The organism is Streptomyces sp. NPDC001941 (assembly GCF_040296945.1).
Lineage (GTDB): Bacteria > Actinomycetota > Actinomycetes > Streptomycetales > Streptomycetaceae > Streptomyces.
In genome coordinates this window covers 1-25,410 of record NZ_JBEOYE010000035.1, presented here as the reverse complement: position 1 = coordinate 25,410, position 25,410 = coordinate 1, and the positions used below count along the sequence as shown (strand labels likewise).

At 72.0% G+C, this 25,410-nt stretch carries 20 protein-coding genes; 13 read left to right on the top strand and 7 right to left on the bottom strand.

Annotated elements, in window-relative coordinates; all coding sequences use genetic code 11:
- Positions 1 to 311 precede the first annotated feature (311 nt).
- From dxs to ABT160_RS22955, 7 genes are all read left to right on the top strand, one after another.
- Positions 312 to 2,171, top strand: a complete 1,860-nt coding sequence (gene dxs / locus ABT160_RS22985; protein ID WP_351649613.1) for a 1-deoxy-D-xylulose-5-phosphate synthase — start codon at positions 312 to 314, stop codon at positions 2,169 to 2,171.
- Positions 2,168 to 3,298, top strand: a complete 1,131-nt coding sequence (gene ispG, locus ABT160_RS22980) for a flavodoxin-dependent (E)-4-hydroxy-3-methylbut-2-enyl-diphosphate synthase (RefSeq protein WP_351649676.1) — start codon at positions 2,168 to 2,170, stop codon at positions 3,296 to 3,298. Before dxs ends, ispG begins: the two co-directional genes overlap by 4 nt.
- 63 nt (positions 3,299 to 3,361) lie before the next feature.
- Entirely contained in the window at positions 3,362 to 4,783 is a 1,422-nt protein-coding gene (locus tag ABT160_RS22975) for a family 2B encapsulin nanocompartment shell protein (RefSeq protein ID WP_351649612.1), read from the top strand.
- A 25-nt stretch (positions 4,784 to 4,808) separates the two neighbouring features.
- Positions 4,809 to 6,023: a family 2 encapsulin nanocompartment cargo protein terpene cyclase gene (locus ABT160_RS22970; protein WP_351649611.1), complete on the top strand. Its 1,215-nt coding sequence runs from the start codon at positions 4,809 to 4,811 to the stop codon at positions 6,021 to 6,023.
- 87 nt (positions 6,024 to 6,110) lie between these two features.
- Positions 6,111 to 6,968 (top strand): geranyl diphosphate 2-C-methyltransferase, encoded by an 858-nt coding sequence (locus tag ABT160_RS22965; RefSeq protein WP_351649610.1) that lies wholly within the window; start codon positions 6,111 to 6,113, stop codon positions 6,966 to 6,968.
- Between the two features lie 76 nt (positions 6,969 to 7,044).
- On the top strand, positions 7,045 to 8,124 hold the full coding sequence (locus tag ABT160_RS22960; RefSeq protein WP_351649609.1) for a polyprenyl synthetase family protein: 1,080 nt from the start codon (positions 7,045 to 7,047) through the stop codon (positions 8,122 to 8,124).
- Positions 8,121 to 9,074: a 4-hydroxy-3-methylbut-2-enyl diphosphate reductase gene (locus ABT160_RS22955; protein ID WP_351649608.1), complete on the top strand. Its 954-nt coding sequence runs from the start codon at positions 8,121 to 8,123 to the stop codon at positions 9,072 to 9,074. The genes ABT160_RS22960 and ABT160_RS22955 overlap by 4 nt, the downstream gene beginning before the upstream one ends.
- Before the next feature lie 45 nt (positions 9,075 to 9,119).
- Here ABT160_RS22955 and ABT160_RS22950 read toward each other — a convergent pair whose 3' ends face one another.
- Positions 9,120 to 10,409, bottom strand: coding sequence for an alpha/beta hydrolase (locus ABT160_RS22950; protein ID WP_351649607.1), 1,290 nt, complete (start codon positions 10,407 to 10,409; stop codon positions 9,120 to 9,122).
- Positions 10,410 to 10,833: 424 nt separating this feature from the next.
- Between ABT160_RS22950 and ABT160_RS22945 the strand changes: the two genes are divergently transcribed.
- Positions 10,834 to 11,754, top strand: coding sequence for a hypothetical protein (locus tag ABT160_RS22945; protein ID WP_351649606.1), 921 nt, complete (start codon positions 10,834 to 10,836; stop codon positions 11,752 to 11,754).
- Positions 11,755 to 11,971: 217 nt separating this feature from the next.
- A complete protein-coding gene (locus ABT160_RS22940) occupies positions 11,972 to 12,787 on the top strand; it encodes a leucine-rich repeat domain-containing protein (protein ID WP_351649605.1) in 816 nt (271 codons plus the stop codon).
- Between the two features lie 38 nt (positions 12,788 to 12,825).
- Here ABT160_RS22940 and ABT160_RS22935 read toward each other — a convergent pair whose 3' ends face one another.
- The 3 genes from ABT160_RS22935 to ABT160_RS22925 form a co-directional block, all read right to left on the bottom strand.
- Positions 12,826 to 13,203, bottom strand: a complete 378-nt coding sequence (locus tag ABT160_RS22935) for a hypothetical protein (RefSeq protein ID WP_351649604.1) — start codon at positions 13,201 to 13,203, stop codon at positions 12,826 to 12,828.
- Positions 13,200 to 14,162: a fatty acid desaturase family protein gene (locus ABT160_RS22930; protein WP_351649603.1), complete on the bottom strand. Its 963-nt coding sequence runs from the start codon at positions 14,160 to 14,162 to the stop codon at positions 13,200 to 13,202. The genes ABT160_RS22935 and ABT160_RS22930 overlap by 4 nt, the downstream gene beginning before the upstream one ends.
- Positions 14,163 to 14,346: 184 nt before the next feature.
- The gene (locus ABT160_RS22925) at positions 14,347 to 15,315 is read right to left on the bottom strand and encodes an iron-containing redox enzyme family protein (protein ID WP_351649601.1); all 969 of its coding nucleotides are present in this window, start codon (positions 15,313 to 15,315) and stop codon (positions 14,347 to 14,349) included.
- Positions 15,316 to 15,746: 431 nt separating this feature from the next.
- Between ABT160_RS22925 and ABT160_RS22920 the strand changes: the two genes are divergently transcribed.
- Entirely contained in the window at positions 15,747 to 16,337 is a 591-nt protein-coding gene (locus ABT160_RS22920; RefSeq protein WP_351649600.1) for a pyridoxamine 5'-phosphate oxidase family protein, read from the top strand.
- A 123-nt stretch (positions 16,338 to 16,460) separates the two neighbouring features.
- Here the strand turns inward: ABT160_RS22920 and ABT160_RS22915 are convergent, their stop codons facing one another.
- The 3 genes from ABT160_RS22915 to ABT160_RS22905 form a co-directional block, all read right to left on the bottom strand.
- Positions 16,461 to 17,387, bottom strand: coding sequence for a LysR family transcriptional regulator (locus tag ABT160_RS22915; protein WP_351649599.1), 927 nt, complete (start codon positions 17,385 to 17,387; stop codon positions 16,461 to 16,463).
- A gap of 117 nt (positions 17,388 to 17,504) precedes the next feature.
- Complete coding sequence (locus ABT160_RS22910; RefSeq protein ID WP_351649598.1) at positions 17,505 to 18,155, bottom strand: cyclase family protein; 651 nt, start codon at positions 18,153 to 18,155, stop codon at positions 17,505 to 17,507.
- 149 nt (positions 18,156 to 18,304) lie between these two features.
- Positions 18,305 to 19,555, bottom strand: coding sequence for an MFS transporter (locus ABT160_RS22905; RefSeq protein ID WP_351649597.1), 1,251 nt, complete (start codon positions 19,553 to 19,555; stop codon positions 18,305 to 18,307).
- An 80-nt stretch (positions 19,556 to 19,635) separates the two neighbouring features.
- On the opposite strand from ABT160_RS22905, the gene ABT160_RS22900 reads away from it, so the two are divergent.
- The 3 genes from ABT160_RS22900 to ABT160_RS22890 all read left to right on the top strand — a co-directional run bounded on the left by ABT160_RS22900 (position 19,636) and on the right by ABT160_RS22890 (position 25,190).
- On the top strand, positions 19,636 to 20,550 hold the full coding sequence (locus tag ABT160_RS22900; RefSeq protein WP_351649596.1) for a LysR family transcriptional regulator: 915 nt from the start codon (positions 19,636 to 19,638) through the stop codon (positions 20,548 to 20,550).
- Positions 20,551 to 20,932: 382 nt separating this feature from the next.
- A complete protein-coding gene (locus ABT160_RS22895) occupies positions 20,933 to 24,712 on the top strand; it encodes a hypothetical protein (RefSeq protein ID WP_351649595.1) in 3,780 nt (1,259 codons plus the stop codon).
- Complete coding sequence (locus tag ABT160_RS22890) at positions 24,699 to 25,190, top strand: hypothetical protein (protein WP_351649594.1); 492 nt, start codon at positions 24,699 to 24,701, stop codon at positions 25,188 to 25,190. The genes ABT160_RS22895 and ABT160_RS22890 overlap by 14 nt, the downstream gene beginning before the upstream one ends.
- Positions 25,191 to 25,410: the final 220 nt, after the last annotated feature.

Genomic DNA, 25,410 nt, shown 5'->3' with positions numbered 1-25,410 from the left:
TCCCATGAGCGATTCACCACCGCGCGCCCCCGACGCGCTCTCTTCACTTCCCGGCACCACGTCAGGCGCCCGTGCACGCGTCGCGCTCCCCTCCGGACCGACGCCCGCCCCGGGGTGAATTCACAACTGCACAAGCGTTCATCGCTGTCACACGCGGTCCTCCGGGACGGGGTTCCGGCGGCGCGGTGATCTGGTGCTTGATGGAGGGGCACCGCACGGAGGGCCGCTGTCTTCGGCCCGTCGGCAAGCGCTTGTCCGCGACCCCTCCCGTCGCACCACCCCTCCCCCACCTCCTGCGAGGACCCATGCCCATGCGTACGCTCTCCGCCGCGTTCCCGCTGTTGTGCGAACTCGACTGCCCCAAGGCGCTGCGCGGCCTGTCCCAGGAGGCGCTCGCGTCGCTCGCGGAGGAGATCCGCGGCTTCCTCATCGAGCGGGTGACGGCGGTCGGCGGTCACCTCGGGCCGAACCTCGGCGTGGTGGAGCTCACCCTGGCCCTGCACCGGGTCTTCGACTCCCCCCACGACACGCTGCTGTTCGACACCGGCCACCAGGCGTACGTGCACAAGCTGCTGACCGGCCGGGTCGCCGACTTCGACCGGCTGCGCGAGCACGGAGGGCTCTCGGGGTACCCCTCGCGCACGGAGTCGGAGCACGACGTGGTGGAGAACTCCCACGCCACGACCGCCCTCTCGTACGCCGACGGGCTGGCCAAGGCCCGCCAGTTGCAGGACCAGCAGGACCGGGCCGTCGTCGCCGTCATCGGCGACGGGGCGATGACCGGCGGCATGGCGTGGGAGGCGATGAACAACCTCGGGGCCCGGCAGGACCGGCCGGTCGTCGTCGTCCTCAACGACAACGAGCGCTCCTACGCCCCCACCATCGGCGCCCTCGCCGACCACCTCCAGCAACTGCGCGGCGACGGGGCCGACAGCGTGGACTGGCTGCTCGACGGCGCACCGAGCGCGCTGCCGCGTCCGCTGCCGGTGGCGGGCAACCTCTTCGAACTGCTCGGCTTCGCCTACCTCGGGCCGGTGGACGGCCACCACCTGCCCTCGGTGGAGGAGGCGTTGCAGGTCGCCCGCGAGCTGGGCCGGCCCGTCGTGGTGCACGTGGTCACCGTGAAGGGCCGGGGGTACGCTCCGGCGGAGGCCGACCAGGCGGAGCGCATGCACGCCGTCGGCGTCCTCGACCCCGCCTCCGGCCTCCCCCGCACGGCCTCGAAGCCGACGTGGACGCACGTCTTCGCCGAGGAGCTGAGCCTGCTCGGCGAGCGCCACCGGGACCTGGTCGCGATCACCGCGGCGATGCCGGGACCGACGGGGCTCGCCGCGTTCGGCAACCGCTTCCCGGAGCGCTTCTTCGACGTCGGGATCGCCGAACAGCACGCGGTCACCTCGGCCGCCGGCCTCGCGACGGCCGGGCTGCACCCCGTGGTGGCGGTGTACGCCACGTTCCTCGGCCGCGCCTTCGACCAGGTCCTGATGGACGTCGCCCTGCACCGGCTGCCGGTGACGTTCGTGCTGGACCGGGCGGGCATCACCGGCCCGGACGGGCCCAGCCACCACGGGATGTGGGACCTGACGATCCTGGGCGCGGTGCCCGGCATGCGGGTGGCGGTGCCGCGCGACGCCCGGCAGTTGCGCGAGCTGCTCGCCGAGGCGGTGACCTGTGCGGACGGTCCCACCGCGCTGCGCTTCCCCAAGGCCGGCGCCCAGGGCGACCTGCCCGCCCTGGAACGCCTGGGCCCCGTCGACGTACTGCATCGCTCCGGCGTGCGCGACGTGCTGCTCGTGACCGTGGGGCCGCTGGCCGCGCCCGCGCTGGAGGCGGCGCGCTCGCTGGCGGCCACCGGCATCGGCGTCACCGTCGTCGACCCGCGCTGGGTCCTTCCCGTCCCGCACCAGCTGGTCGAACTGGCCGCCCGCCACCGCCTGGTGGTCACGGTGGAGGACAACACCCGCTCCGGCGGCGCCGGTACGGCCGTCGCCCGCGCCCTGGCGGACGCGGGGTCGACCGTTCCCGTACGCGTGCTGGGGCTGCCAGGACGCTTCATCCCGGCCGGGCAGCGCACCGATCTGCTCGCCGCGGCGGGGCTGCACCCCGCCGGCATCGTCCACGCGGTCCTGCGGGCCCGCGCCGGCCACCCCCACCTGGAACAGGAGGTCTGACCGTGTCCATCGACCTGGGCCTGCCCACGCTGCCGCCCGCGGCCCCCGTGCGCCGCCGCTCACGCCAGATCCGCGTCGGCGACGTGCTCGTCGGCGGCGACGCGCCCATCAGCGTGCAGACCATGACGACCACCCTGACCGCCGACGTGGACGCCACGCTGCGGCAGATCGCCGAGATCACCGCAGCCGGCTGCGACATCGTGCGCGTCGCCGTCCCCTCCCAGGACGACGCCGACGCGCTCTCCGCCATCGTCGCCAAGTCGCCGATCCCGGTCATCGCCGACATCCACTTCCAGCCCCGGTACGTCTTCCAGGCCATCGACGCCGGCTGCGCGGCCGTGCGCGTCAACCCGGGCAACATCAAGAAGTTCGACGACAAGGTCAAGGAGATCTCACGGGCCGCGGGCTCCGCCGGGGTGCCGATCCGCATCGGCGTCAACGCCGGATCACTCGACAACAGGCTGCTGGCGAAGTACGGGAAACCGTGCCCGGCGGCCCTGGTGGAGTCCGCTCTGTGGGAGGCGTCCCTCTTCGAGGAGCACGGCTTCCGCGACATCAAGATCGCGGTGAAGCACCACGACCCGCTGACCACCATCGCGGCCTACCGGCTGCTCGCCGAGGCCTGCGACTACCCGCTCCACCTGGGCGTGACCGAAGCGGGCCCCGCCTTCCAGGGGTCGGTCAAGTCCGCGGTCGCCTTCGGCGTGCTGCTGGTCGAGGGCATCGGTGACACCATCCGCGTCTCCTTGTCCGCGCCACCGGTCGAGCAGGTGAAGGCCGGCTGCCACATCCTGGCCTCGCTCGGCCTGCGCCCGCGCAACCTGGAGATCGTCTCCTGCCCCGGCTGCGGCCGGCTGCAAGTGGACATCCACTCCCTGGCGGCGCGCGTCGAGGCCGCCTTCGACGGCTTCCCGCACCCGCTGCGCGTCGCCGTCATGGGGTGCGTCGTCAACGGTCCCGGCGAGTCCCGCGAGGCCGACATCGGAGTCTCCTGCGGCAACGGCAAGGGCCAGGTCTTCGTCCGCGGCCAGGTCGTGCGGACCGTACCCGAATCGAAGATCGTCGACGCCCTCCTGGAGGAGGCACTCAAACTGACCGCCGCCGAGACCCAGCAGGCCGGCCCGTAACAGCCCAACGCGACGGACCCGGCACCGCACCGAGCGATCAACCAACAGGGAGGGAGATCCGCCATGACCACTCAGCAGGAACCGACGACCACGGAACTCAACGGCCAGCAGCCCCAGTTGTCCCTCAGCACCCAGGCCGCCCGCAACCTGGCGACCACCACCAAGACCCGCCCCCAGATGCAGGCCATCACCTCGCGCTGGCTGCTGCGCACGCTCCCCTGGGTGCACGTCCCCGGCGGCGCCTACCGCGTCAACCGCCGGCTCACCCTCGCCGTCGGGCGCGGCCGGGTGGAGTTCATCCAGAACGGGGCCGACGACGTACGGATCATCCCGGAGACGCTCCGCGAGATCCCCGTACTGCGCGGCTTCCCGGACACGGAGCTGCTCTCCCAGCTCGCCAACAAGTTCACCCCGCGCGACCTGCGCGCGGGCGAGGTGCTGGTCGAGGCGGGGACCCCCATCGAGGAGGCGTTCATCGTCGCGCACGGCCGCCTCAACCGCTACGGCACCGGCAAGTACGGCACCGAGGAACTCCTCGGCGTCCTCGCCGACGGGGAACCGCTCGGCGACGAGGCGCTCGGGCAGCAGGACCCCCTGTGGCTGCACACCGTGAAGGCCACCACCGCGGTCACGGTGGTGTCGATGCCGTGGCGCTCCTTCCAGACACTGCTCGACCGCCACCAGCACCTGGCCGACCACATCGACCGCTTCCTGCTCAACGCCCGCCGGCCGGTCAACCGGCGTGGCGAGGCGGACGTCGAGGTCGCCTCCGGGCACGAGGGCGAGGCACAACTGCCCGCCACCTTCGTGGACTACGACCTGGAGCCGCGGGAGTACGAACTGGACGTCGCCCAGACCGTCCTGCGCGTCCACACCCGGGTCGCCGACCTCTACAACAACCCGATGAACCAGCTCCAGGAGCAACTGCGGCTGACCATCGAGGAACTGAGGGAGCGTCAAGAGTGGGAGATGCTCAACAACCGTGACATCGGACTCCTCCACACCACCGCCTACGACCAGCGCATCAGCACCTGGTCGGGGCCGCCCACCCCCGACGACATGGACGACCTGCTCACCATGCGCCGCAAGACCCGTCTGTTCCTGGCCCACCCCAAGGCGATCGCCGCGTTCTACCGCGAGTGCAACAAGCGCGGCCTGTCGCCGGGTTCGACCATCGTCGAGGGCCACGAGGTGCCGGCCTGGCGCGGCGTGCCGATCTTCCCCTGCGGCAAGATCCCCATCAGCGAGGGGCACACCAGCTCCATCCTCGCGCTGCGCACCGGCGAGGAGGAGCAGGGCGTCATCGGCCTGCACCAGCTCGGGCTCCCCGACGAGTACGAGCCGAGCCTGAACGTGCGGTTCATGGGCATCGACGAGAAGGCGATCATGTCGTACCTGGTGAGCGCGTACTACTCCGTGGCGGCCCTGGTCCCCGACGCCGTCGGCATCCTGGAGAACGTCGACATCGCCGCCCCCCGGTCCTGACCGCCGCGCCCCGAGGAGTCCCGTGATGTCCTCGCTCGAAGGCCCCGCCCCTCCCACCGTCACGCGCCCGGGCCCGGCCGGCCTCGGCGCGCCGGACCTCACCGACGCGCTGCGCCACCTGCTCGGCGGGCCCAGCGGCCTCGGCTCCACGGCCGTACGGCCCCCTCGACCGCGCCCCACGGGTGCGGACCGGCCCGGCGGGGACCGACCTCCCTGTGTCCCCGCCGGGCCCGGCACCACCTCGGCCGGTGTGCGGGTGCCGCCGCTGTACTGCCCCGACGCCGAGCGCGACGACCCCGCGCTGGGGGACGCCATCGACGCGCGACTCGTGAGTTGGTGGGCGGGCGAGATCGACCCCGACGCCACGACGCAGCAGCTGGACCGGCTGCGGGACTGCGGCTTCGGCCGCCTGATCATGCTCTCCCACCCCGACAGCGACGACCTGGACCGGCTCACCGCGGCCGCCAAGTGCGCGGTGGCCGAATGGTCCGTCGACGACCTCTACCAGGACGGTGACGAAGCCGAACCCGCCCCCGAGAAGCTCGGGCCGCGCCTGGCCCTCGCCTACGGCGCGATGTCACCGGCCCGGGTCCCGCCCCCGCCGTACGCGGCCCAGTACGAGCAGGTCCTGCACGGCGACCGCGTGCTGCGGGCGATCCGCTCCAGCTGGACCAACCTGGCCCGCTACGCCAGCGACGTCCAGGTCTTCAGGCTGCGGCACGAGCTGTGCATCATGTTCGTCGCCTACAACCAGGAAGCCGAGTGGCAGCTCACCCGGCGCGTCCCGCCGGTCTGGGAGTTCCTCCTGCACCGCTGGGAGAACGCCTTCTGCCCGTGCATGGTCATCACCGACACCGTCGGCGGCTACGAGGTGCCCCCGCAGGAGTACTTCGACCCGCGGGTGCGCCGCGTGTTCCTCACGGCGGGCGTGTGCAGCGTCCTCGTCAACGACCTCTACTCGCTCGACAAGGAAGAGCGCGTCAAGGACGTCAACGCGTTCGACTACAGCATGCCCCGGGTCGTCATGGCCGAGAAGGGCTGCTCGCTGCAGCAGGCCGTCGACGAGACGGCCGCCTTCCACGACCAGCTCATGCACTACGTCGAAGCCGAGTCCGCCCTGCTCGCCGCCCAGGGCTCAGCCGAGCTCGGCCGCTTCCTGGCCGGCGTGTGGGCCTGGATGGGCGGCGGCAAGCAGTGGCACGCCACCAGCAAGCGCTACCACCAGGCTCCCGGCGACTGATTCCCGTACGACTCCGGACCACCTCCGGACGTACGTCCCCACCCGTTCCCTTCCCGTCTCCGCACCCCTCCCCGAAGGAGAAGCACCGTGACGACGCTCCAGTCCACCGAGGCCCCTCTCGTCAGCGCCTACCAGGAGTCGGTCGCCGACTACTGGAACAAGGAGAAGAACCCCGTCAACCTCCGCCTCGGCGACGTCGACGGCTTCTACCACCACCACTACGGCATCGGCACCGCCGACTGGTCCGTGCTCGACACCCCCGAGCCCGACCGCGACCAGGCCGTCATCAACGAACTGCACCGCCTCGAATGCGCCCAGGCCGACCTGCTGGCCGACCACCTCGGCGCCATCACCCCGCAGGACCGCCTGATGGACTCCGGCTGCGGCCGCGGCGGCGGCAGCCTGGTCGCCAACCGGCGCTTCGACTGCCAGGTCGACGGCATCTCCATCTCCAAGACCCAGGTCGCCTTCGCCAACGAACAGGCCAAGAAGCGCGGGGTGGACGACAAGGTCCGCTTCCACCTGAGGAACATGCTCGACACCGGCTTCGAGAGCGGCTCGTTCCAGGCCATCTGGAACAACGAGTCCACCATGTACGTGGACCTCTCGCTGCTCTTCGCCGAGTACGCCCGCCTCCTCAAGCGCGGCGGCCGGTACGTCACCATCACCGGCTGCTACAACGACACCTACGGGCTGCCCTCGCGCGCCGTCAGCGAGATCAACGCCCACTACATCTGCGACATCCACCCGCGCAGCACGTACTTCAGGGAGATGGCCAACAACCGGCTCGTCCCCACCTGCGTGGTGGACCTGACCGAGGCGACCATCCCCTACTGGGAGCTGCGCGCCAAGTCCTCCCTGGTCACCGGGATCGAGGACGCCTTCCTGACCGCGTACAAGAACGGCAGCTTCCAGTACCTGCTCATCGCGGCCGACCGCGTCTGAGCCGTCCGCCCACGACAACCCCGTGCCCGGGCCGGCACCGCGCCGGCCCGGGCACGGGGGAAAGGCAGGCCCGGCCGTGACCACAGCCCACCTCACGCCCGCCACCGTCGACCTGGACGACATCCGCCGTCACGTCGACGCGACCCTCGACAGCTATCTGGACCGGCTCGACCACAGCTCCGCGCACGGTGAACTCCGTCCCCTGACAAAGGTGTTGCGTGACTTCCTGCACGCAGGGGGGAAGCGGCTGCGGCCCCTGCTGTGCGTGGTGGGCTGGCACGCCGCCGGAGGCGTCGGCAGCCGTCGCGCCGTCCTGCACCTGGCGGCGGCGCTGGAGCTGCTGCACGCCTCCGTGCTCATCCACGACGACATCATCGACGACGCCGCCAGCCGTCGCGGCCACCCCACCGCCCATCTGGCGCTGGCCTCACAGCGCCTCGGCGCCGAGCCGGAGGCCGCGGCCCGGTTCGGTGCGAGCGCCGCCCTGCTGCTCGGCGACCTCGCGCTCGTCTGGGCGGACCAGCTGCTGCGGGCCGTACCGCTCACCGCCCGTGAGGCAGGGGCCGTCGTGCCCGTCTGGGACGCGGTACGCGGTGACGTGCTGACCGGCCAGTACCTCGACCTCCTCGCGACCGGCTCCCCCCGCGCGGACGTCGACTCCGCGCTGGCCATCAGCCGCTACAAGACCGCCCACTACACCGTCGAACGCCCCCTGCAGGCCGGTGCGGCGCTCGCGGGCGCCACCCCCGGACTCCTTTCGGCCTGCAGCGCGTTCGCCCTGCCGCTCGGCGAGGCGTTCCAGCTGCGCGACGACCTGCTCGGCGTCTTCGGGGACCCGCGGGACACCGGCAAGTCCGCCGACGGCGACCTGCGCGAGGGCAAGCACACCCCGCTGATCGCCCTCACCCTGCAGCGCGCCCGCCCGAACCAGCTCGCCGCGCTCCACGCCCATCTGGGAAACCCCGCCCTCAGCGGCCGGGACGCGGCCGCGGTCCGCGAGATCGTCGTGGCCACCGGCGCCCGCGACACCGTGGAAGAGATGATCACCGACCGGTACCGCGAGGCGCTGTCCGCGCTGGACGCCGCCGGCTTCACGGCCGAGGGCGCCCACGCCCTGCGGGCACTCGCCGACTCCGCCGTGTGGAGGTCGTCATGACGGATCCCTCCCGCCGCGTCCTGCTCGCCGCGCCGCGCGGCTACTGCGCCGGGGTGGAACGCGCCGTCGCCACCGTGGAGAGGGCGCTGGAGCTGTACGGCGCGCCCGTCTACGTACGCCACCAGATCGTCCACAACGCCTACGTCGTACGCGCGCTGGAACGCAAGGGCGCCGTCTTCGTCGAGGAGACCGAGCAGGTCCCCGAGGGCGCCACCGTCATCCTCTCCGCGCACGGCGTCGCCCCGGTCGTCCACGCGGAGGCGGCGGCGCGCGACCTGACCGTCATCGACGCCACCTGTCCCCTGGTCACGAAGGTGCACAAGGAGGCACGCCGGTTCGCCGACGACGGCTACGACATCCTCCTGATCGGCCACGAGGGCCACGAGGAGGTCATCGGCACGCTGGGCCAGGTCCCCGGCCGCATCCACCTCGTCGACGGGGCCGAGGAGGCGGGGACGGTCGTCGTACGCGATGAGGACAAGGTCGCCTGGCTCTCCCAGACCACCCTGTCCGTGGACGAGGCGACCACGACGGCCGCCGCCCTGCGGCAGCGCTTCCCCGCCCTGGTCAGCCCGCCCAGCGACGACATCTGCTACGCGACGCAGAACCGCCAGGAGGCGGTGAAGCGCATCGCTCCCGACGCGGACCTCGTCCTGGTGGTGGGCTCCGCCAACTCCTCCAACTCCAAGCGCCTGGTGGAGGTGGCGCTCACCGCGGGAGCCCGCGCCTCCCACCTCGTGGACAGCGCCGACGACATCGACGAGGCCTGGCTCCCCGGTGCCACCACGGTCGGCGTCACCTCCGGCGCCTCGGTCCCCGAGGTCCTGGTGGAGGGCGTGCTGGACTGGCTCGCCGACCACGGGTTCGGCCACGTCGACGTCGTCACCACCGCCCAGGAGACCCAGCAGTTCTCCCTGCCGCGCCGGCTCCAGCCGCAGCACCAGGACTGATCCCGGGCAGGGGGACGGATCCCGGGCGCGGCCCGGTCGTCTCCCTTACAGGTCCGAGCCGGGTTCCTTGTCGACCCTGAGGTTCCTGGGGATCGCCGGGAGGATCCGCTGCGGTGACGCGGTGCGGGGCAGCCGGTCGGCGCCTACGTAACCCTGCGGGCGGGCCGGGACGAAGCGCAGCCGGGGTCCGCCCGTGCGCAGGTTGCCTCCCCGGGGATGGAGTGCGGTGAACGCGGGGAGCCGGTAGGTGCGCTCCTCGTTCAGGGCCTGGGCGAGGAAGGCCGCGGTGAGCTGGGCGACCTGGTCCCGTGCGACCGAAGGAGCGGCGATCTTGTTGGCGGGGCAGTCGCCGAGGGGGCCCTTGCCGCGCGGGTCGGCGAAGTTGGTGTTGAGCATCCTGTGGCCGGTCCCCGCGAGCAGGACGTCGGCGGCCACCTGCGTCCTGCGGGAGGCCGCCAGCGCCTTGACGGTGTCGCGCCCGGCGTCGGAGCCGGTGTCCTCGTCGCAGGCGCCGCGGATGTTGAGCACGGGCACCTTGTGCGGGGCCGGTTCGCCCGTCGTCTGGGGTTCGAGGGCGACCACGCCGAAGAGGCCCGGGCGCCGGGCGGCCGGCGGGGACAGCACGTAGCCGCCGCCCCTGCTGTGCCCGACCAGGCCCACGACGGAGGTGGCGATGCGCCCTCGGGTGTCGCGGATCCTCAGGCCGTGGGTGCGGCCCTTGTTCAGGTCGGCGAGGAAGCGCAGGTGGGCGTCGATGAGCTGGGCGTAGCCCTTCTGCGGGTTCGTCTCGCCGCCCCAGCCCATCTCGGCCGCGGCCACGTCGATGGCGACCGCGACGAAGCCCTGCCGGGTGAGGCCCTGGACCAGGTAGGACAGCCCGGCGTCATTGCGCAGGTAGTCGGGTCCGATGCCGGGGGTCTTGCGGAGGTTCTTCGGATCGGCGCACACCAGGGACCAGCGGTTGGTGACGCGCGCGGGACCGAGCTCTGGCGACTTCCCTGCGTGGACGCAGAGGGGGTGGTTGCCGTGCAGCACGACGACGACCGGCCGGGCGCCCCTCCCCCGCGGCATGCCGAGCACGCCGTGCACCTGGCTGGGGTTGGGATTGGCGGGGTTGGCCGTGTTGGCGACCACCCCGGGGGCGAGCCGGTAGTCGACGAGGAAGGCCCGCGCGCTGGTGTCCTCACCCCCGGCGGCCGCCCGCGCCTGACGCGCGGCGGAGGTGGTGGGGGTCGCGGGGGCGAGCGCGGTGGAGGAGAGCAGCGAGGCGGTGGTCGCGGTGGTGACGGCGACTGCGACGAACAGAACCCTCGCACGGGAACGCATGATCGACATGACCGCACTATAGGGGCGGAATGTCCGTTTCCCTGGCAATGCGATGGCCCATTCCCAAAATCCTGGGCAATGGGGCAAGGAGGAAACCGGCCAAGCCCTGAGCCCGGCGATGTTCAGGCCTACCGACGGCACATCAGCAGCGCACGCCAGGGGCACGAACTCGCATGAGACCAGAGCGAGTCCCCCTGGTTTCCGGAGTCGCACCACATCACACCAACGAATTCTTTGTCCGGTTTTATATGGCTCGTTGTCGCGAAATGTCGCATAGCTTGGCTGCAGCGAAGTGGCGGCAGGCGCCCCGGCAGGCCGGGCCGTCGCAGCGGGGCCCCGGCCCACTCCTCTGATGGCCGGATGCCGCCACGAGCCACCCGCAGGGATCGCCGCGTCGCAGCACCTCACGTCACCTCCACCCGATGGGAGTCCTATGACCAGACAGCTCTTCCCCCGCCGCTCGGCCCTCGCGACCGTCCTCGTCGCCCTCGTCGCCACCCTGGGCCTGGTGCGACCCGCCGCCGCCGTCGACAGCGTCGCGACCAGCAGTCCGCATCACAGCGTGGAACTGTCCACCCTCGCCGCGAGACCCGGTGACGCCGTCACGATCACCGTGACCATCAGCAACCCGACCAACGCCCCGGTGAACTCCAGCCAGAACCTCTACAGTTCGGCGGGCTTCCTGGAGGACCAGGGTACCTGCACGACGCTGCAGGGCGGAGACCCGGAAGCCTGCGACACCTACCGCGACGGCGGCGCCCAGTACTACGCCCTCTACTACGGATACGGTGGCGCCTCCACGGAGATCCCCGCGCACTCCAGCGTCAAGACGTCCCTCACCACGACGGTCTCCGCCGACGCCGCCCCCGGTGCGTACTCGGTCATCCCCTACGGCGCGTTCAACGGTGCGGACGACACGTACACGCCGGGCAGTTTCACGTTCACCGTGCTCGACGAGGCGAGCGAAGCCGACCTCGCCGTCGGCCTGGGTGCCAGGGCGACGCTTCTCAACTCGTCGATCGTCTACACCCAGACGGCCACCAACCACGGCCCCGCCACCGTGGCCAGCGGCACCGTCACCACCAAGCTCCCCAGCCAGACCTTCCTCGTCACGGGCCTGCCGTCGAACTGCTCGTACCAAGCCGGTACGAAGACCGTGACCTGCGCCTACACCAACCTGGCGAACGCCTCCACCGCCACCACCACGTTCACCGCCCGGCAGAACGTGCTCGCCCTCGGCCCCCTGCCCGCCACGGCCACCCGTACCGCGAGCAGCCCCACCGACCCCGTACCGGCCAACAACCAGGCCACCGCGACCTGCACGGTGGTGACGGGCCTGATCATCCTCTGCTGACCTCCGCCCGGTCACCGGACCGCCTGCCGACCCGGACGGATCCGGGGCGGCAGGCGGTGGGGCGGGCGGCCGCGTGGCCGGTTCAGCGGCGGCGCCTTCGGACCTCCTCCACCGACACGACCCCGCACAGGTCCGGTCCCGCTCGCCTGTCGGCGTCACGTGGCGAGCGCGGGACACCGGCTGGATCGCCCCAGGGGCTGCTTCGTATCGTGTCGTCATGACGGACGAGGCGGCACCAAGACTCTTCGCGAACCCGTGGGACGGGCAAAGCGACCCGGACCCGGCCGGGTCCGGCTCCTACCGGGACGTGTGCTCCTGCTTCTCCCAGTACAAGTGCCACCCGCGGGCCAGGGTCGGGTTCCACCGCGAACTGCAGGACACCACCGCACCCGGCTGGCAGCGGCTGCTGCACCTGGTGGACGAAGCGGCGGCGGACGAGCGCGAGGTGTTCGAGCCGCTGCGCGAACTCAGCGCCCTGGAACGCCGACAGGTCATCACCCTGCCGGTCACCATCGCCCGACTCACCCACGTCAAGCGCCTGGACCTGTACGGCAGCAACCTGGTCCGGATACCACCCGAGATCGGGGCCATGACCAGCCTGGAGGAGTTCACCCCCTACACCTCCTACCGGCTGCACTGGTTCCCGTACGAGATCACCCGCTGCCCCAACCTGCGCCGCAGCAGCGTCAGTACGCGCGCACTGTTCGGCAACTACAAGCTGCGACCGCCCTTCCCTCGCCTGCGTCCCACCCAGGCCCGTGCAGTAGACGCCGACCCGGACCTCGGCCGTCTCGATCCCGGGCGCTGGGGGCCCACTTCGCTGGGCACCTGCAGTGTCTGCGACCAGCCCCTCGCAGAACGCGGACTGCACCAGGTGTGGATCTCGCTGCGGGTGGCCACCGACGTACTGCCCCTCCTGGTCAACGCCTGCTCCTCCGCCTGCGTGGACGCCCTGCCCGCCGGGGCCCGCGATCACATGTCCACCCCTCATGTCGGCGGCCGCCAGGAACAGCCGCCCGCCGACTGGGCCTGACCAGCCGGCGGCGGCTCACCCTCTCCCCAACTTCCGCTTCAGGCAGCCTCCGCACCGTGCTGTGCGTCGGCGAGTGCCGTGGCGAACGTGTGGCGGCTGTGGGTGACCTCGGCGGCGAGGGCGTGGCCCACCTCGGGCGAGGTCGCGGGGGCCGTGACGTCCACCTCCCAGCTGGACCACCAGGTGCCTCCCGCCGGTTCGTCCTCGCGGAAGACCGCTTGGAAGCAGAGCCGGGTGGTGGCCGGTGTCGGGCGGGTGAGACGTATGCGGAACTCGGCCTCCGGGACCTCGATCCGTATCGTGTCCTCCACGCAGGACAGTCGGCGGGCGTCGGGCACGGCCTCGGTGCACAGCAGGCCGGCGTGGCGGATCGCGCTGCCGGTGATCGCGGCGTGGCGGCGGTGGGTGGTCCTCATGCGGCGCTCCGTCCGGTCTGCTCGGCGAGGGGCTGTTTGCGGTTGCACCACGCGGCGGACGCGACCTTGCGGAAGAAGGCGGCGTAGCTCCGGTCCACGTGGACGGCGTGGCGCGCGACCTCCTGGTGGCGGGCGCGCAGTCGGTTGATCGGGACGACCATGGCGGCGTGGTGCTCGATGTGCAGGTTGTTGCCGTTGGTGAACCACGTCGTCAGCCAACTGCCTTTGATGGATCGGGTGTTGCGCAGCACGTCGGTGGTGTCGTTCTCGCACATCAGGTGCTCGGGCAGTTCGACGAGGAAGTGCAGCGGGACGGCGACGAGCAGCGGTAACAACCAGAGACGGAGCAGGAGTTCGCCGTGCCCGAGGGCGGCGGCGACGACGGCCGCGAGGAGGACGAGGCCGAACAGGACGTACTCGTGCATGACGTCGCGGCGCCTGCGCTCGGCGATCTGCCCCGCGTCGTACGTCCAGCTCCCGGTGCAGCTCGCGGCGACGTCCCGCACGACGGTGAGCAGGCGCGCGTAGTCGAACAGTCCCCGCAGCAGCAGCCCCGGGGTCACCGGCCGGCGGCTGTCGAAGCCGAAGAACTCGGAGTCCTGGTCGGTGCCGAGGAAGCGGTGGTGCTGGAGGTGGCGCACCCGGTAGTGGCTGTACGAGACGAGGAGCGGGAGCCCGAGCGGGACGCCGACGATCCGGTGCGGGCGGGAGGTGCGGAAGGCGGAGTGGTGCAGGCACTGGTGCTGGAGCTCCACCATGTGCGTGTAGACGGCGCCCAGGATCAGGACGCCGGCCAGGGCGGGCAGCCAGCCGGGGCGCAGGGCCAGGTGGGCGCCGCCCGCGGCGAGGGCGACGGCGAGGGCCACTTTGAAGGTGAAGACGCTCTGGTCCCAGGCGGAGACCCGGCTCTTGCGGAAGAGCTCCTGCGGGGGACGGGGTGAGGCGGCCGTGACGGCCATCGTGGGTCCTTCCTCGGTGGGGCTTCTTTCGGTGGGACTTCTCCGGACGGGCTTCTTCGGTGGGGCGTGTTGGGTGGGGCTTGATCGGTCGGACTTCTCCGGTGGGGCTTCCTCGGTCAGGCGTGGTGGGTGTGCGTCGTGCGCTCGGGCCGAGCGGGGCGCTGTCGCGCGGCCGGCCCAGCGGTCAGTTCGGGAGTTGGCGCATCGCCTGCCAGATGCGCCCGTAGTACGCGTTCGCGACGCGCACCCGGGTGGCGACGCCGAGCGAGATCTCGCGCAGCAGCTCCGGAGACTCGTCGACGAGCGGGACGAAGACCCCGTCGAACCACTCGGCACCGTGGTCGGCGTCGACGTGCACGTGGATGCGCTGGTAGTCGATGACGTCGGCGGGCACCCGGAGGCGGTTGCAGCCGTCGACCATCGCCTGGAAGCGCGGCGAAGCGCTCTGCTCCAGGACGCCCATGGCGCCCAGGGCGCGCGGGTTGAGATGGCGGTGGATCCCGTACATCAGCAGCAGGCAGGCGTTCTCGAACGCCTCGGGGCAGAACAGGGCTTCGCGGCCGATGCCCGCGTCGGCGAGGCGGGCGCGCATGTAGACGGCGGAGTGCTCGAACATGCGGGTGTGGACCTGGTCGATGTTGCCCTCGCCCATCTCGTCCCAGTAGTTCTCGGCGATGGTGAGCTTGGTGTGGCCCTGGGTGCCGATCTGCACCATGGCCATCAGGTCGTCGAACTTGCTGTCGACGAGTTCCTCGCCCATGAAGAACAGCGCCATCTGCTCCATGGTGGCCTCGTTCGCGAGGTAGTCGCAGAACTCGGGCTGGGTGTGCCGGTCCGCCACGTCGAGGAACCAGCTGCGGAACTCGGCACCGGTAGAGGGCAGTTGGGATGCGTCGACCTGGGCGTCCTCCCAGGCGAGCCAGGCGTCCTCGACGGCGGTGACGGCGGGGTCGGCGTTCAGCCTGGGTATCCGGGCGAACTCGGTGGGGCCCGCCATGTAAGCGACGTAGTGGGCGTGCAACTCGCTCAGGAGCGCCTCACGGGCCGCCGCGTCGGGCGAGCCGCCGGTGTCCGGGAAGGCACGGGCGATCAAGTCGGAGCGGCTGTCGGTGCGGCTTTCGGCGCGGGTGGGTGTCGCCACGGGTGCGGTCATGGGAGTGCCTTTCTCCGTCGGGTGGTGGACGTGCTGTTCGCGGGTGGGGGTACGGGTCGGCCAGCGCGGGCCCGTGCCCCGGGTGTTGACGTCGATTCGGGCGGCTCGGGCGGCCATTTCGAATGGCCGTGCTGGGCTGCCGTAAAGGAGTGTTCCTTCCGTCACGACAAGATCCCGCACAGTTCAGAAGCTCGAAACGATCACCCAGTGACTGGATGCACCCTCCACACACCCGTCGGCACGACCCGGTGCGCGCGGTCAGCGTGAAAGGAAGAATTCCGTTTCGCGGTGCCCGGTTCGGTCGATTCCACACTCCGCGAAAAAGAACGTTCAGGAACCACGTACGGTCGTTGCGCGCCCTCTTCCCGGGGCAGGACCGTCCATAGGGAGGCCCCCATCAGGAGAAGGACGACCAGGGACAGGACACATAGATGCCCGAGGCACATTTCTACAACCGGGGCGCACGTCGGGTTCAGGACACCCTCGACACCCGACCGCTGGCCGACCACATAGCGAACAAGTACGTCACGGAGCACCTCGACGAATCGGCCGTCGAAATCGTCACCGGTGCCCCGTGCTTCTATCTCGCCACCGCGGACGCGCACGGATTCCCGGACTGTTCGTACAAGGGCGGACTTCCGGGATTTGTCCACGTCGCCTCACCGGAACGCCTGTGCTTTCCGAGCTACGACGGGAACGGAATGTTCCGCAGCCTGGGAAACATCCTGGAGAACCCTCGGGTCGGCATGTTGTTCATCGACTACGAGAAGCCGATCAAACTCAGGGTCAACGGCACGGCCCGGGTCTCCACGGAGGACGCACTCCTGGACGCGTTCCCGGACGCGGACGCGGTGGTCGAGGTGCGGGTCCGCCAGGTCTTCGAGAACTGCCCGCGCTATCTGCACGACATGCGGTGCGAGCGCTACTCGGCGTACGTACCGCGCCCCCACCAGACCCCGCCGGACCCGCAGTGGAAGCTGAAGCCGGAGTACGAGGGGCTGGTACGGCTCCGCAACGGCTGAGGCACCCGGGCGTCCGCCGGGACGAGGTGCGCGCGCCGGACCGGAGGGGGGCCCGGTGCGCGCGCCTTCCTCATGCCCGCAGGCGACGGGGGCGCGACAGTCAGCCGGCTTGCACGACCAAGGTCAACCAGCCTGCACGATCGTCGCGTTGCGACGGTAGGCCCGCTTCAGGCGCTGCTCCAGGACGATGAACCAGCTGGACAGCGCGGCCGCCTCCTCCGCGAGCAGGACCACCGTGCGCGAGGGCGCGGGAATGCCCGCGGCGTCCACCGAACGGGCCAGTCCGGAGTGCTGGACGAGCGCGGACGACGGCACGTACGTCACCGCCCTCAGCGTGAACGCCATCTCCTGGGCCAGTCCCCAGTCGTCGGTGCGCCCCACCGGGCGCGCCATCACCCCGTGCCGGGCCAGGTGGGCGCTGATCAGCCGGTCGCAGTCCGACCCGGACCGGGGCAGCACCCAGGGGAAGCCGGCCAGTGACTCGGCGCCGGAGCGGATGACCGACGACAGCAGGGCGGGCGGGCCCACCAGGACGAACGACTCGTGGCGCAGCGGGACGGTGCGCAGCCCGCCGTCCTCCGTCTCCGGGGCCTCCTCCGCGTCCTGCACCGACACGGCCGCCTGGAGGGTGCCGGACCTGACCAGGTCGCGTCCCTCGTACGGCGATGTCTCGAACAGCTCTACCCTGAAAGGCAGTTGGTCCTCCCCGCGGAAGGCGGGGAGGACACAGGTGCCCATCGCGGAAGGGAAGGCGCCCAAGGTCACCGTCGGCCTGCGGTGCGGGTGCGCCGTCGGGTCCTGGTGCCGGGCGACCGAGGCCTGCCACAAGTCGGCTATCTGGGCGGCGACCTGGGCGATCATCGACCCTTCGTCGGTCAGCCGGATGCCCCGCCCCTCGGGTTCGACCAACGGGAACCCGCACTCCGAACTCAGTGACTTGATCTGCTGGGAGACGGCGGACGGCGAGAGGTGAAGCGCCTTCGCCGCGGCGTGGATGCCGCCGTGGCTGCGCACCGTGTGCAGCGTTCGCAGTTGCTGGAGGTTGGCCATTGCTCCGCTCTCGTAGAGGACCGCGCTCCGCGCGGCCGGTGCGTGCCGTCGGCGCCGTGCACCCGGACGGGTGGCCGCGTCCGGGTGCCGCTCCGGTCCTCGGAGGCTGCGGCGCGGTCAGTCCCCCGGGTCGGTGCGGACGAAGGCGCGGACCGGGAAGGTGCCGAGGCCCGCGAACTTCACGGGGACGGCGGTGAACCAGCCGCCCCGTTCGGGCAGGTGGGACAGGTTCGTCAGGTGCTCGACCAACGGGATCCCCGCGCCGAGTAGTTGGGTGTGCGCCGGCCGTTCGCGCCCGAGGGTGTCGTCGATGTTGGTGGAATCAATGCCCACCACGGCCGGTCCCGCCTCGGCGAGGAGGGCGGCGGAGGCGGCCGACAGGTGGGGGTGGTGCCCGCTGGTGTAGGTGTCGGTGCCCCAGTGGCGTGACCATTCGGTCCTGATCAGCACGGCGCGGCCGGTGAGGTCGGAGTGGGCGAAGACCTCGGGCGGGATCTCCTGCTTGTCCGTCTCGACGACCGTCACCGGTACGTGGGCGACGCGGGCCAGGTCGAGGCCGCTGAGGTCGTACCCGTCCGCGTAGCGGTGGAAGGGCACGTCCATGTAGGTGCCGGTCTGTCCGACCATGCAGATCCTGCCCGTGTGGAACTCGGTGCCCGGCGCGTAGGCCTCACGCGACTGCTCGCGCGTGATGTGGTCGGTGAGCACCGGCTGGGGCAGCCCCGGGTAGGCGGTCGCCCCCGCCACGATGCCGTGGCTGAGGTCCACGAACGTGCCGTGGGGGTTGCCCTGAGGGAAGTCCCCCCGGGCGCGAGGGGAAGAAGAGCTGTTCACCATGAAGGCTGCCTTTCTTGTCCATCGGATGTAAGGATCGGTGGGTGCATGTGCCACACACAAGACCCACCGGCACGTATTGGCTAAAAGCCCTCCCCCTCTTGTCCCGCACCCGGCGCCGCGACAGCCCGTTCGGTCCGCGCGTCGCGTACGGCGAGGTGCGTGACGAGCAGGACGAGCACGGCAGCGGCGGTGAACGATCCGCCGACGCCGAGGAGGGGGGAGAAGAGGCCGACGGCCAGCGAGCCGATGCCGGTACCCCCGTCGTACGCCATGTTCCACAGGGTGCTGGCCTTGCCGTGCCCGCCCGGGCGCGCGCGGCGGAACATCACCAGCAGGGTGTCGTTCTGCAGGGCGCCGAAACCGGCGCCGTAGACGACCGCCGCGACGGCGGCGAGCACCGGTGCGCCGCCCTCGGGCACCGCCGCCGCGCCGAAGCCGCCCATGCCGACCGCGCAGGCCAGTACGCCCGGCACCAGCAGCCGGCCGAGGCCGATCCGGTCATTGACGACACCCGCGCCCCAGCGTCCGGCGATGACGGCGGCCGACAGCAGGAACAGGGCGAGCGGCGCGGCCGAGGGCCGGGTGAGCGCGAGCGGCAAGAAGGACGTCACGCCGCCGAGCGCGCAGGCAGCCACGACGAGGAGGGTGAAGGGGCCGGACAGGCCGGTGGCCCCGGAGCGGCCGGCGTCGGCGGGGGCGACCCGCGGCCCGCGGGGGGCGGCGCCGTCACCCCGTACGGTGATCGCGGCGGCCAGCGGGGCGGCCAGCACGCTGAGGGCGCCCGCCGCGACGAAGACCGCGGTGAAGCCGAGGTGCCCGGCGGCCCAGACGCCCAGCGGCAGGCACACCACCTGGGGCAGGCCGACCGCGATCCCGTACCAGCCGACCGCGCGCCCCCGGCTGCCCGGCGCGACCAGTTCCGCGACCAGCGCGCTGCCGGCCACCGCGACCATCCCGAAGCCGACCCCGCGCACGGCGGAGATCGCGAGCACCCACCCGAGCCCCGCCGACACCGGGTAGGCGAACGTCGGCAGGCCCAGCAGCAGCGCGCCGAGGACCAGGATCCGGCGCAGGGTGAACCGGGCCAGCAGCCGGCGCATGAAGAGCTGGACCCCGACAGTGGTCGCCATCGTCACCCCGGTCGCGGCGCCCACCCCGGTATTGCCCGTGCCGCCTTCGGCGGACCACAGCGGGGCCACCGAGAGCAGGGGCGCGTAGTTGGAGAACGTGCCGAGGGTGGCGGCGAGCAGCAGCAGGAAGTCCCTGCCGAGGACGCCCGCCGCGGGCGTGGTGTCCGTACGGCCGGTTCGTTGCGCTGTGGAAGGGGCCATGCCTCCAGTTCTACGGAGGCACCACCCATCGCGTCCAACGAACAATTGCGATGGATCGCATCGGATTCTACGATCGATGGATGGAGCTGAAGCACCTCGCGACCTTCGACGTCGTGGCCCGGCACCTGAGTTTCACGCGAGCCGCGCAGGAGCTGGGCTACGTCCAGTCCAGCGTCACCGCGCACATCAAGGCCCTGGAGCGCGACCTGGGCGTGCGCCTCTTCGAGCGGCTCGGCCGTCGCGTGGTGCTCACCGAGGCCGGGCTCGCCCTGCGCACCCACGCGCGCACCCTGCTGCACTGCGCCGAGCAGGCCACGGAGGCCGTACGGGCGGCAGGTGGCGGCGCGCAGAGCGTCAGCGGGACCCTGCGGATCGCGGCGCCGGAGAGCCTGTGCGCCCACCGGCTGCCGCCGGTGCTGCGGGACCTGAAGGACCGGTTCCCGCTGCTGCGGGTGATCTTCGGTCCGGCCAGCCGCAGCTCCCTGCTCCAGGCGCTCACCGAGGGGACCCTGGACGCCGGATTCCTCCTGGAGGAGGAGGTCGGCGGGCCGATGGTGACCTCGCGGGTGCTCGGCGAGGAGGAACTCCGCCTGGTCGCGCACCCGGGGCATCCGTTCGCGGGACGCTCCCGGGTGCGCACGGCGGACCTGGCCGAGGAGACGCTGCTGCTGATCGAGAAGGGGTGTGCGCAGCGCGAGGTGATGGACCGCGAGCTGGCACGGGCCGAAGTCCGGCCCGCCGCGATGGAGTTCGTCAGCACCGAGGCGCTGAAGCGGTGCGCGGCGGCCGGACTCGGGCTCGCGCTGCTGCCGGCGGCGGCGGTCGCCGACGAGATCCAGCGCGGGGAACTGGTCCCGCTGGCGTGGACGTGCCATCCGGTGCTCGGGGTGCACCTGGTGCTCCACAAGGACCGGCAGCCGACCGCCGCGCTACGGGCCCTGACCGTGCTCGCCGAGGAGCGGTGGGCGCGGCCGGGGGTGGTCGCGGGGGCGTGACCCGTCACGCCTTCACGCCTTGCGTGCACGGCGAGTTACCGCCGCGAACGGAGTGGAGCCGCTCCGCAACCCCGGCCTCACCGCACCGACTTGGGCTTCTTGGGCGGACCTTGAGATTCCCTTTACTTACTACGTGGCGCGTGCAATGATCTGCGGGCCTTGGGGGGAAGGCAAGGAACAAACTCCGTACGAAGCACCCACCAATCGGTCGCGCCGCATCAACCCGTCACCTTCAGCGCGCTGTTGGCCGCCTTCGTCACGCTCGGCACCGGCTTCGGTCCCCGAGCACGCGGACCGCCGAGTGCCACACGGCCGTTCCTCATTCCTCATGCCGCCGTCTCCCCCGGGCTGATCCCTTTACTCGATCAGACAGGCAAGAGACGTGCACACACTGCTTCCGTCCCGATGGCGCAGGGCCGGACGGACCGGCCCGGGAAGGGCCCTGACCTCGGGCGTCGTCCTGGCGACCGCGGTCGCGATCGTCGGCGGTCTGGTGACCGCCGCACCGGCCGCCGCCGAGGAACCCGGCGACCACCCCACGAATCCGTACGAACGGACCGTGCGCATCAGCCTCGGTGCCCAGGCCCGCGGCGACCGCTGCCAGGTCGCGCGGGCCGTGCACTACGGCGGGCCGGAGATGAAGACCCATGCCCGCGACACCCTGGCCGGACCGGACTCCGGATTGCGCCAGGTCGTGGCGGACTGGACGCTCGGCACGCTCGGCGAGGCCCAGGACCGCGACAAGGCCGCGGGCCTCGCCTACGGCAGTGCCTTCACGGACCGCCAGGCCAGGCTGGACGCGACCAACAAGCCGTACGCGCACGTGAACTCCTCCGGCGGCCGTGACTACCACGCCCCGGAGTTCGGCGGCGACATCCTGGCGTTCACGCTGCGCCAGCAGCCCGAGCTGTACTACAAGACGTGGGACAGCCCCGTCCCCCGGGCGGGCAAGACCGCGCAGGACAAAGCACAGCAGATCTTCGACGGCCTCTCGACGCCCGACGACGACTGGGCCACCGCCTACAAGCCCTTCGCCGGGGACGAGCTCTTCGACCGCCTCTCCGGCAAGAAGGGCGCGGCCAACGACATCGCGACCTTCCTACGCTTCGGCGGGTTCCCCACCAAGGCTCCCGAACCGGACTCCGCGGAGTTCCGCATCGAGGTGGAGAACCTGAAGCTCGCCTGGGCGGGCTGCGACAGCGCCAACCCGGTCGACCACTACCGGGCCCTGTCCGGCGTGGTCGTGCAGGCGCACGCGGAGTGGGAGGCGGAGTACGCCGGACAGGCCGCGCAGCGCAAGGAGATCGTGACCGCCGAGACGGCGGCGGCCAAGGAGCTGCGCACCGCCACCGACGCGATGGTCGAGGGCATGCGCCAGGCGTGGCAGGCCGACCAGATCCTGTACTGGCAGAAGTACTGGCTCGGCCACAAGAACGACCTGAACTACCCCAAGCCGGCCGAGTTCACCAAGGCGACCGCGGACCTCAACGCGGCCCGCAACGCCGCCGCCAACCAGGTGGCCGTAGCCAATGCCGCGGTCGGCCGCGCCAAGACGGCCGCCGACAAGGCTGCCTCCGAGCAGGCCGCCGCGTGGTCGATCGCCGACCAGGCCAAGCTGCCGCGCGGCCGCGGCCTGATGTACGCCCAGCAGTCCGTCCAGGTGACCAAGGCCTCGTACGCGGCCGCGCAGGCCGCCGCCAAGACGGCGCTGACCGCGTCCAACGCGGCAAAGGCGACCGTCGCCGACAGCGGTGCGCTGTACGCACTCAGCCAGACGCAGGCGCACGCCCTCAACACCGAGTTCCGCAAGACCGCCGCCCTGGAGGCCGCCGCCCAGGCGAAGGCCGCCGCCACGGCCGCCGAGGCCCAGGCGAAGGAGGCCGCCGCCAACGCCACGAAGGCGAAGAGCGCCCAGGCCACCGCCGAGTCGGCGGAGCAGACGGCGAAGGCCGGCGCCGCCGAGGCCAAGCGCCAGCGCGGCATCGCCGAGACCGAGAAGGCCAACGCCGCCCGGGAGCACGCCCTCGCCACCAGCGAGCGTCAGAAGGCCGCCACGGCGGCCGAGCGCGCGCAGACCGAGCGCACCGCCGCGGGCAACGCCCGCACCACCGCCGAGACCGCGGGCGCCACCGCCGCCGACCGGCGCGAGGCCGCCGAAGCCGCCGAGGCGCGGGCCGCGCTCGCCCGCTCCACGGCCGAGGCCGCCGAACGCGACAAGGACGCCAAGGCCTCCCGCGCCGCCTCGCTGGAAGCCGCGGCCGCGGCGGCCGAGGGCACCACCAGCGCCGGGGAGGCACGACAGGCCGCGACCGAGGCCCGCAGCGCCGCGAACGAGGCCACGGGTGCCGCCGGCCGTGCCCGTGCGGCCGCCAACGACGCCTCGGACGCAGCCGTCAACGCGCGCGCCGCGGCGACCCGGGCGTCCGCGGCGGCCTCCCGTTCGCGCGCCGCGGCCGACTCCGCGTGGTCCGCGTACCTCACCACGCACGCCGCGGCCGCGACCGCGCACGCCGCGGCCGCCGAGGCCATCGACGCTGCCGCCGCCGCCAGGACCAACGCCCGCAACGCCGAGGCGGAGGCCAAGAAGGCGCAGGCGGCCGCGGTCAAGGCCCGTCAGGAAGCGACCGCCGCCAAGAACGAGGCCGCGCAGACGGCCGCGTGGGCCGCCAAGACCGCCGGCTTCGCCCTCGCCGCGGGGCAGGCCGCCGCCGGGGCCCGGGACGCCGCCAACGCCGTCACCGTCGCGGCCGACCAGGCCATCACCGTCGGTGGCCCCTACCGCGAGACCGACACCTCCGCCGCCTTCGCGGTGCTGGTGGGCCAGACCTCCAAGACGATGGCCGAGCAGCAGGCTGCCGCCGCGAAGGCGAAGGCCGACGAGGCCGCCAAGGCGGCCGCGGAGGCCAAGGCCCTGGCGGACAAGGCCAGTGACGACGCCAAGATCGCCCTCCAGGCAGCCGCCAACGCCGCCGCGGACGCGACCAAGGCCCTGCAGTCCGCCGCGGCGGCACGGGCGTCCGCCGCCGAGGCCGACAAGGCCGCCGAGGCGGCGAAGAAGGCCGACGCCAACGCTCAGAAGTACGACGCGGCCGCCGGCGCCGACGCCGTCTACGCGTCCGTGGCGGCCAACGACGCCGAGTCGGAGGCGGCCGCGGCCGACCGGGAAGCCACCGACGCCGAGCGCGACGCGGCAGGTGCCCGCGCCAGCGCCACGGCCGCGGAGGGCGACGCGAGCAGCGCCCGGGCGACCGCCACGCAGGCCGAGACGGACGCCACCGCGGCCGAGAGCGCGGCCACCCACGCGGTGGAGGACGCCACCGCGGCGGACAAGGCCGCCGACCGCGCCGAGGCCGAGGAGCGAGAGCGCGAGCGCGCGGCCGTCAAGGAGCGCGTCGAGGCCAACGGCGGCGGCACGGGCGAGGACCTGACCGCCGACGAGGAGGAACTCCTGCGCCGTGAGTGCGGCGAGGAGTGCGTCGCGGACTTCCGCGCCGCGAAGGCGCTGGCAGGCGAGGGCATCCTCGACTGGCTCAAGGCCAATGGCGGCGAGATCCTCCTGGAGGAGATCGGCTACCGCGACCTGGAGCGCTGCTTCAGCGAGTTCGACATCGAGAGCTGCCTGTGGACGCTCGTGAAGATCGTCCCGGTCTCCAAGGCGTACTCGGTCGGCAAGGCCGTCGTCCGGGTCGCCAGCGGCATCGGCGGCTTCCTGGAGAAGTCCGTCAAGGCCAAGCGGACTCTGGACAAGTTCCGCAAGATCGTCGACGACGCCAAGAAGGGCAAGGGGCACGCCTGCCCGGTCAAGCCCAAGTCCGTCGCCCTGCGCACGGCGTCCGCCGCACCGGCGGCGACGGCGTCGTCCGTCGCGCTGGTGGGTACAGCGGCGGTCCGTGCCGCCACCGCCTCTGATTTCCCGGGGGTCGGCACGATCGTCAACGAAGGCGGCGTCACCATCCAGATCTACTCCAACGACCACGCCCCGCCGCACGCGCACGTCAAGGGCAAGGGCACGGAGGTGCGGATCGGCCAGAACGGCAGGCCGTTGGCGGGCGACGGCGAGCTCTCCCGCCTGCAGAAGGCCGTCGTCGACAACAACCTGCGTACGATCAGGGAGAACATCCGGGTCGCGATGGAAAGGTTCAAGGCCAATGGCGGATGCTGAACCGTCGCCCGAACTGCGTGCGGCCCTGACGCGTCTGGAGGAGCACCGCGGGACGCCCGTGTCCGACGCCGCCGACGGACACGTCCGCTGGGATCTCTACCGGTCCGTCCTCACGTCACGGGAGGCCAGGCCGTTCCTGCTGGCCGCCGTGACCGCGGAATCCGACCACGGGGTCGCCTCCGGCGTCGTCGGCGCGGTCCTGGAGGACCTCCCCCGCGACGAGCGGGACGCGTGGGTACAGGCGCTGGCGCCGGAGGTCCGCGGCTTCAGCGAGCGCCGGGCGCGGGAGCTGGAGACCCTGGAGGACCTCCGCTCGGGGCGGCTGGCACCCGAGCGGCTGCCCGACGCCATCGACGAGTGGAGCGACTGGCTGCAGCTGCGAGCGGCGGTCCAGGGCGACGCGGCAGTGCTACGCGTCCTGGCGGCGTCGGGCCGGACCAAGAGGATCAGGCGCACCGCCACCGAATCGCTGGGCTGAGCGGGATGGTTCGACCCGGCCGGACGGTTGGGCTGAAGCGGGCTGTTCGACCGAGCCGAACTGCTGGGTACTGACGGGCCGCACCCCCTTCGTGGGGTGCGGCCCGTTCCGCTCTCTGCGTCCGCCTAGGGCGTGTCTGATGGCTCTTGTCCGGAGGGTGGATCTGCTGCTGTTCCGGGCAGGGGCCTGGCATGGTGCGTCGGCATGAACTGAGCAATGC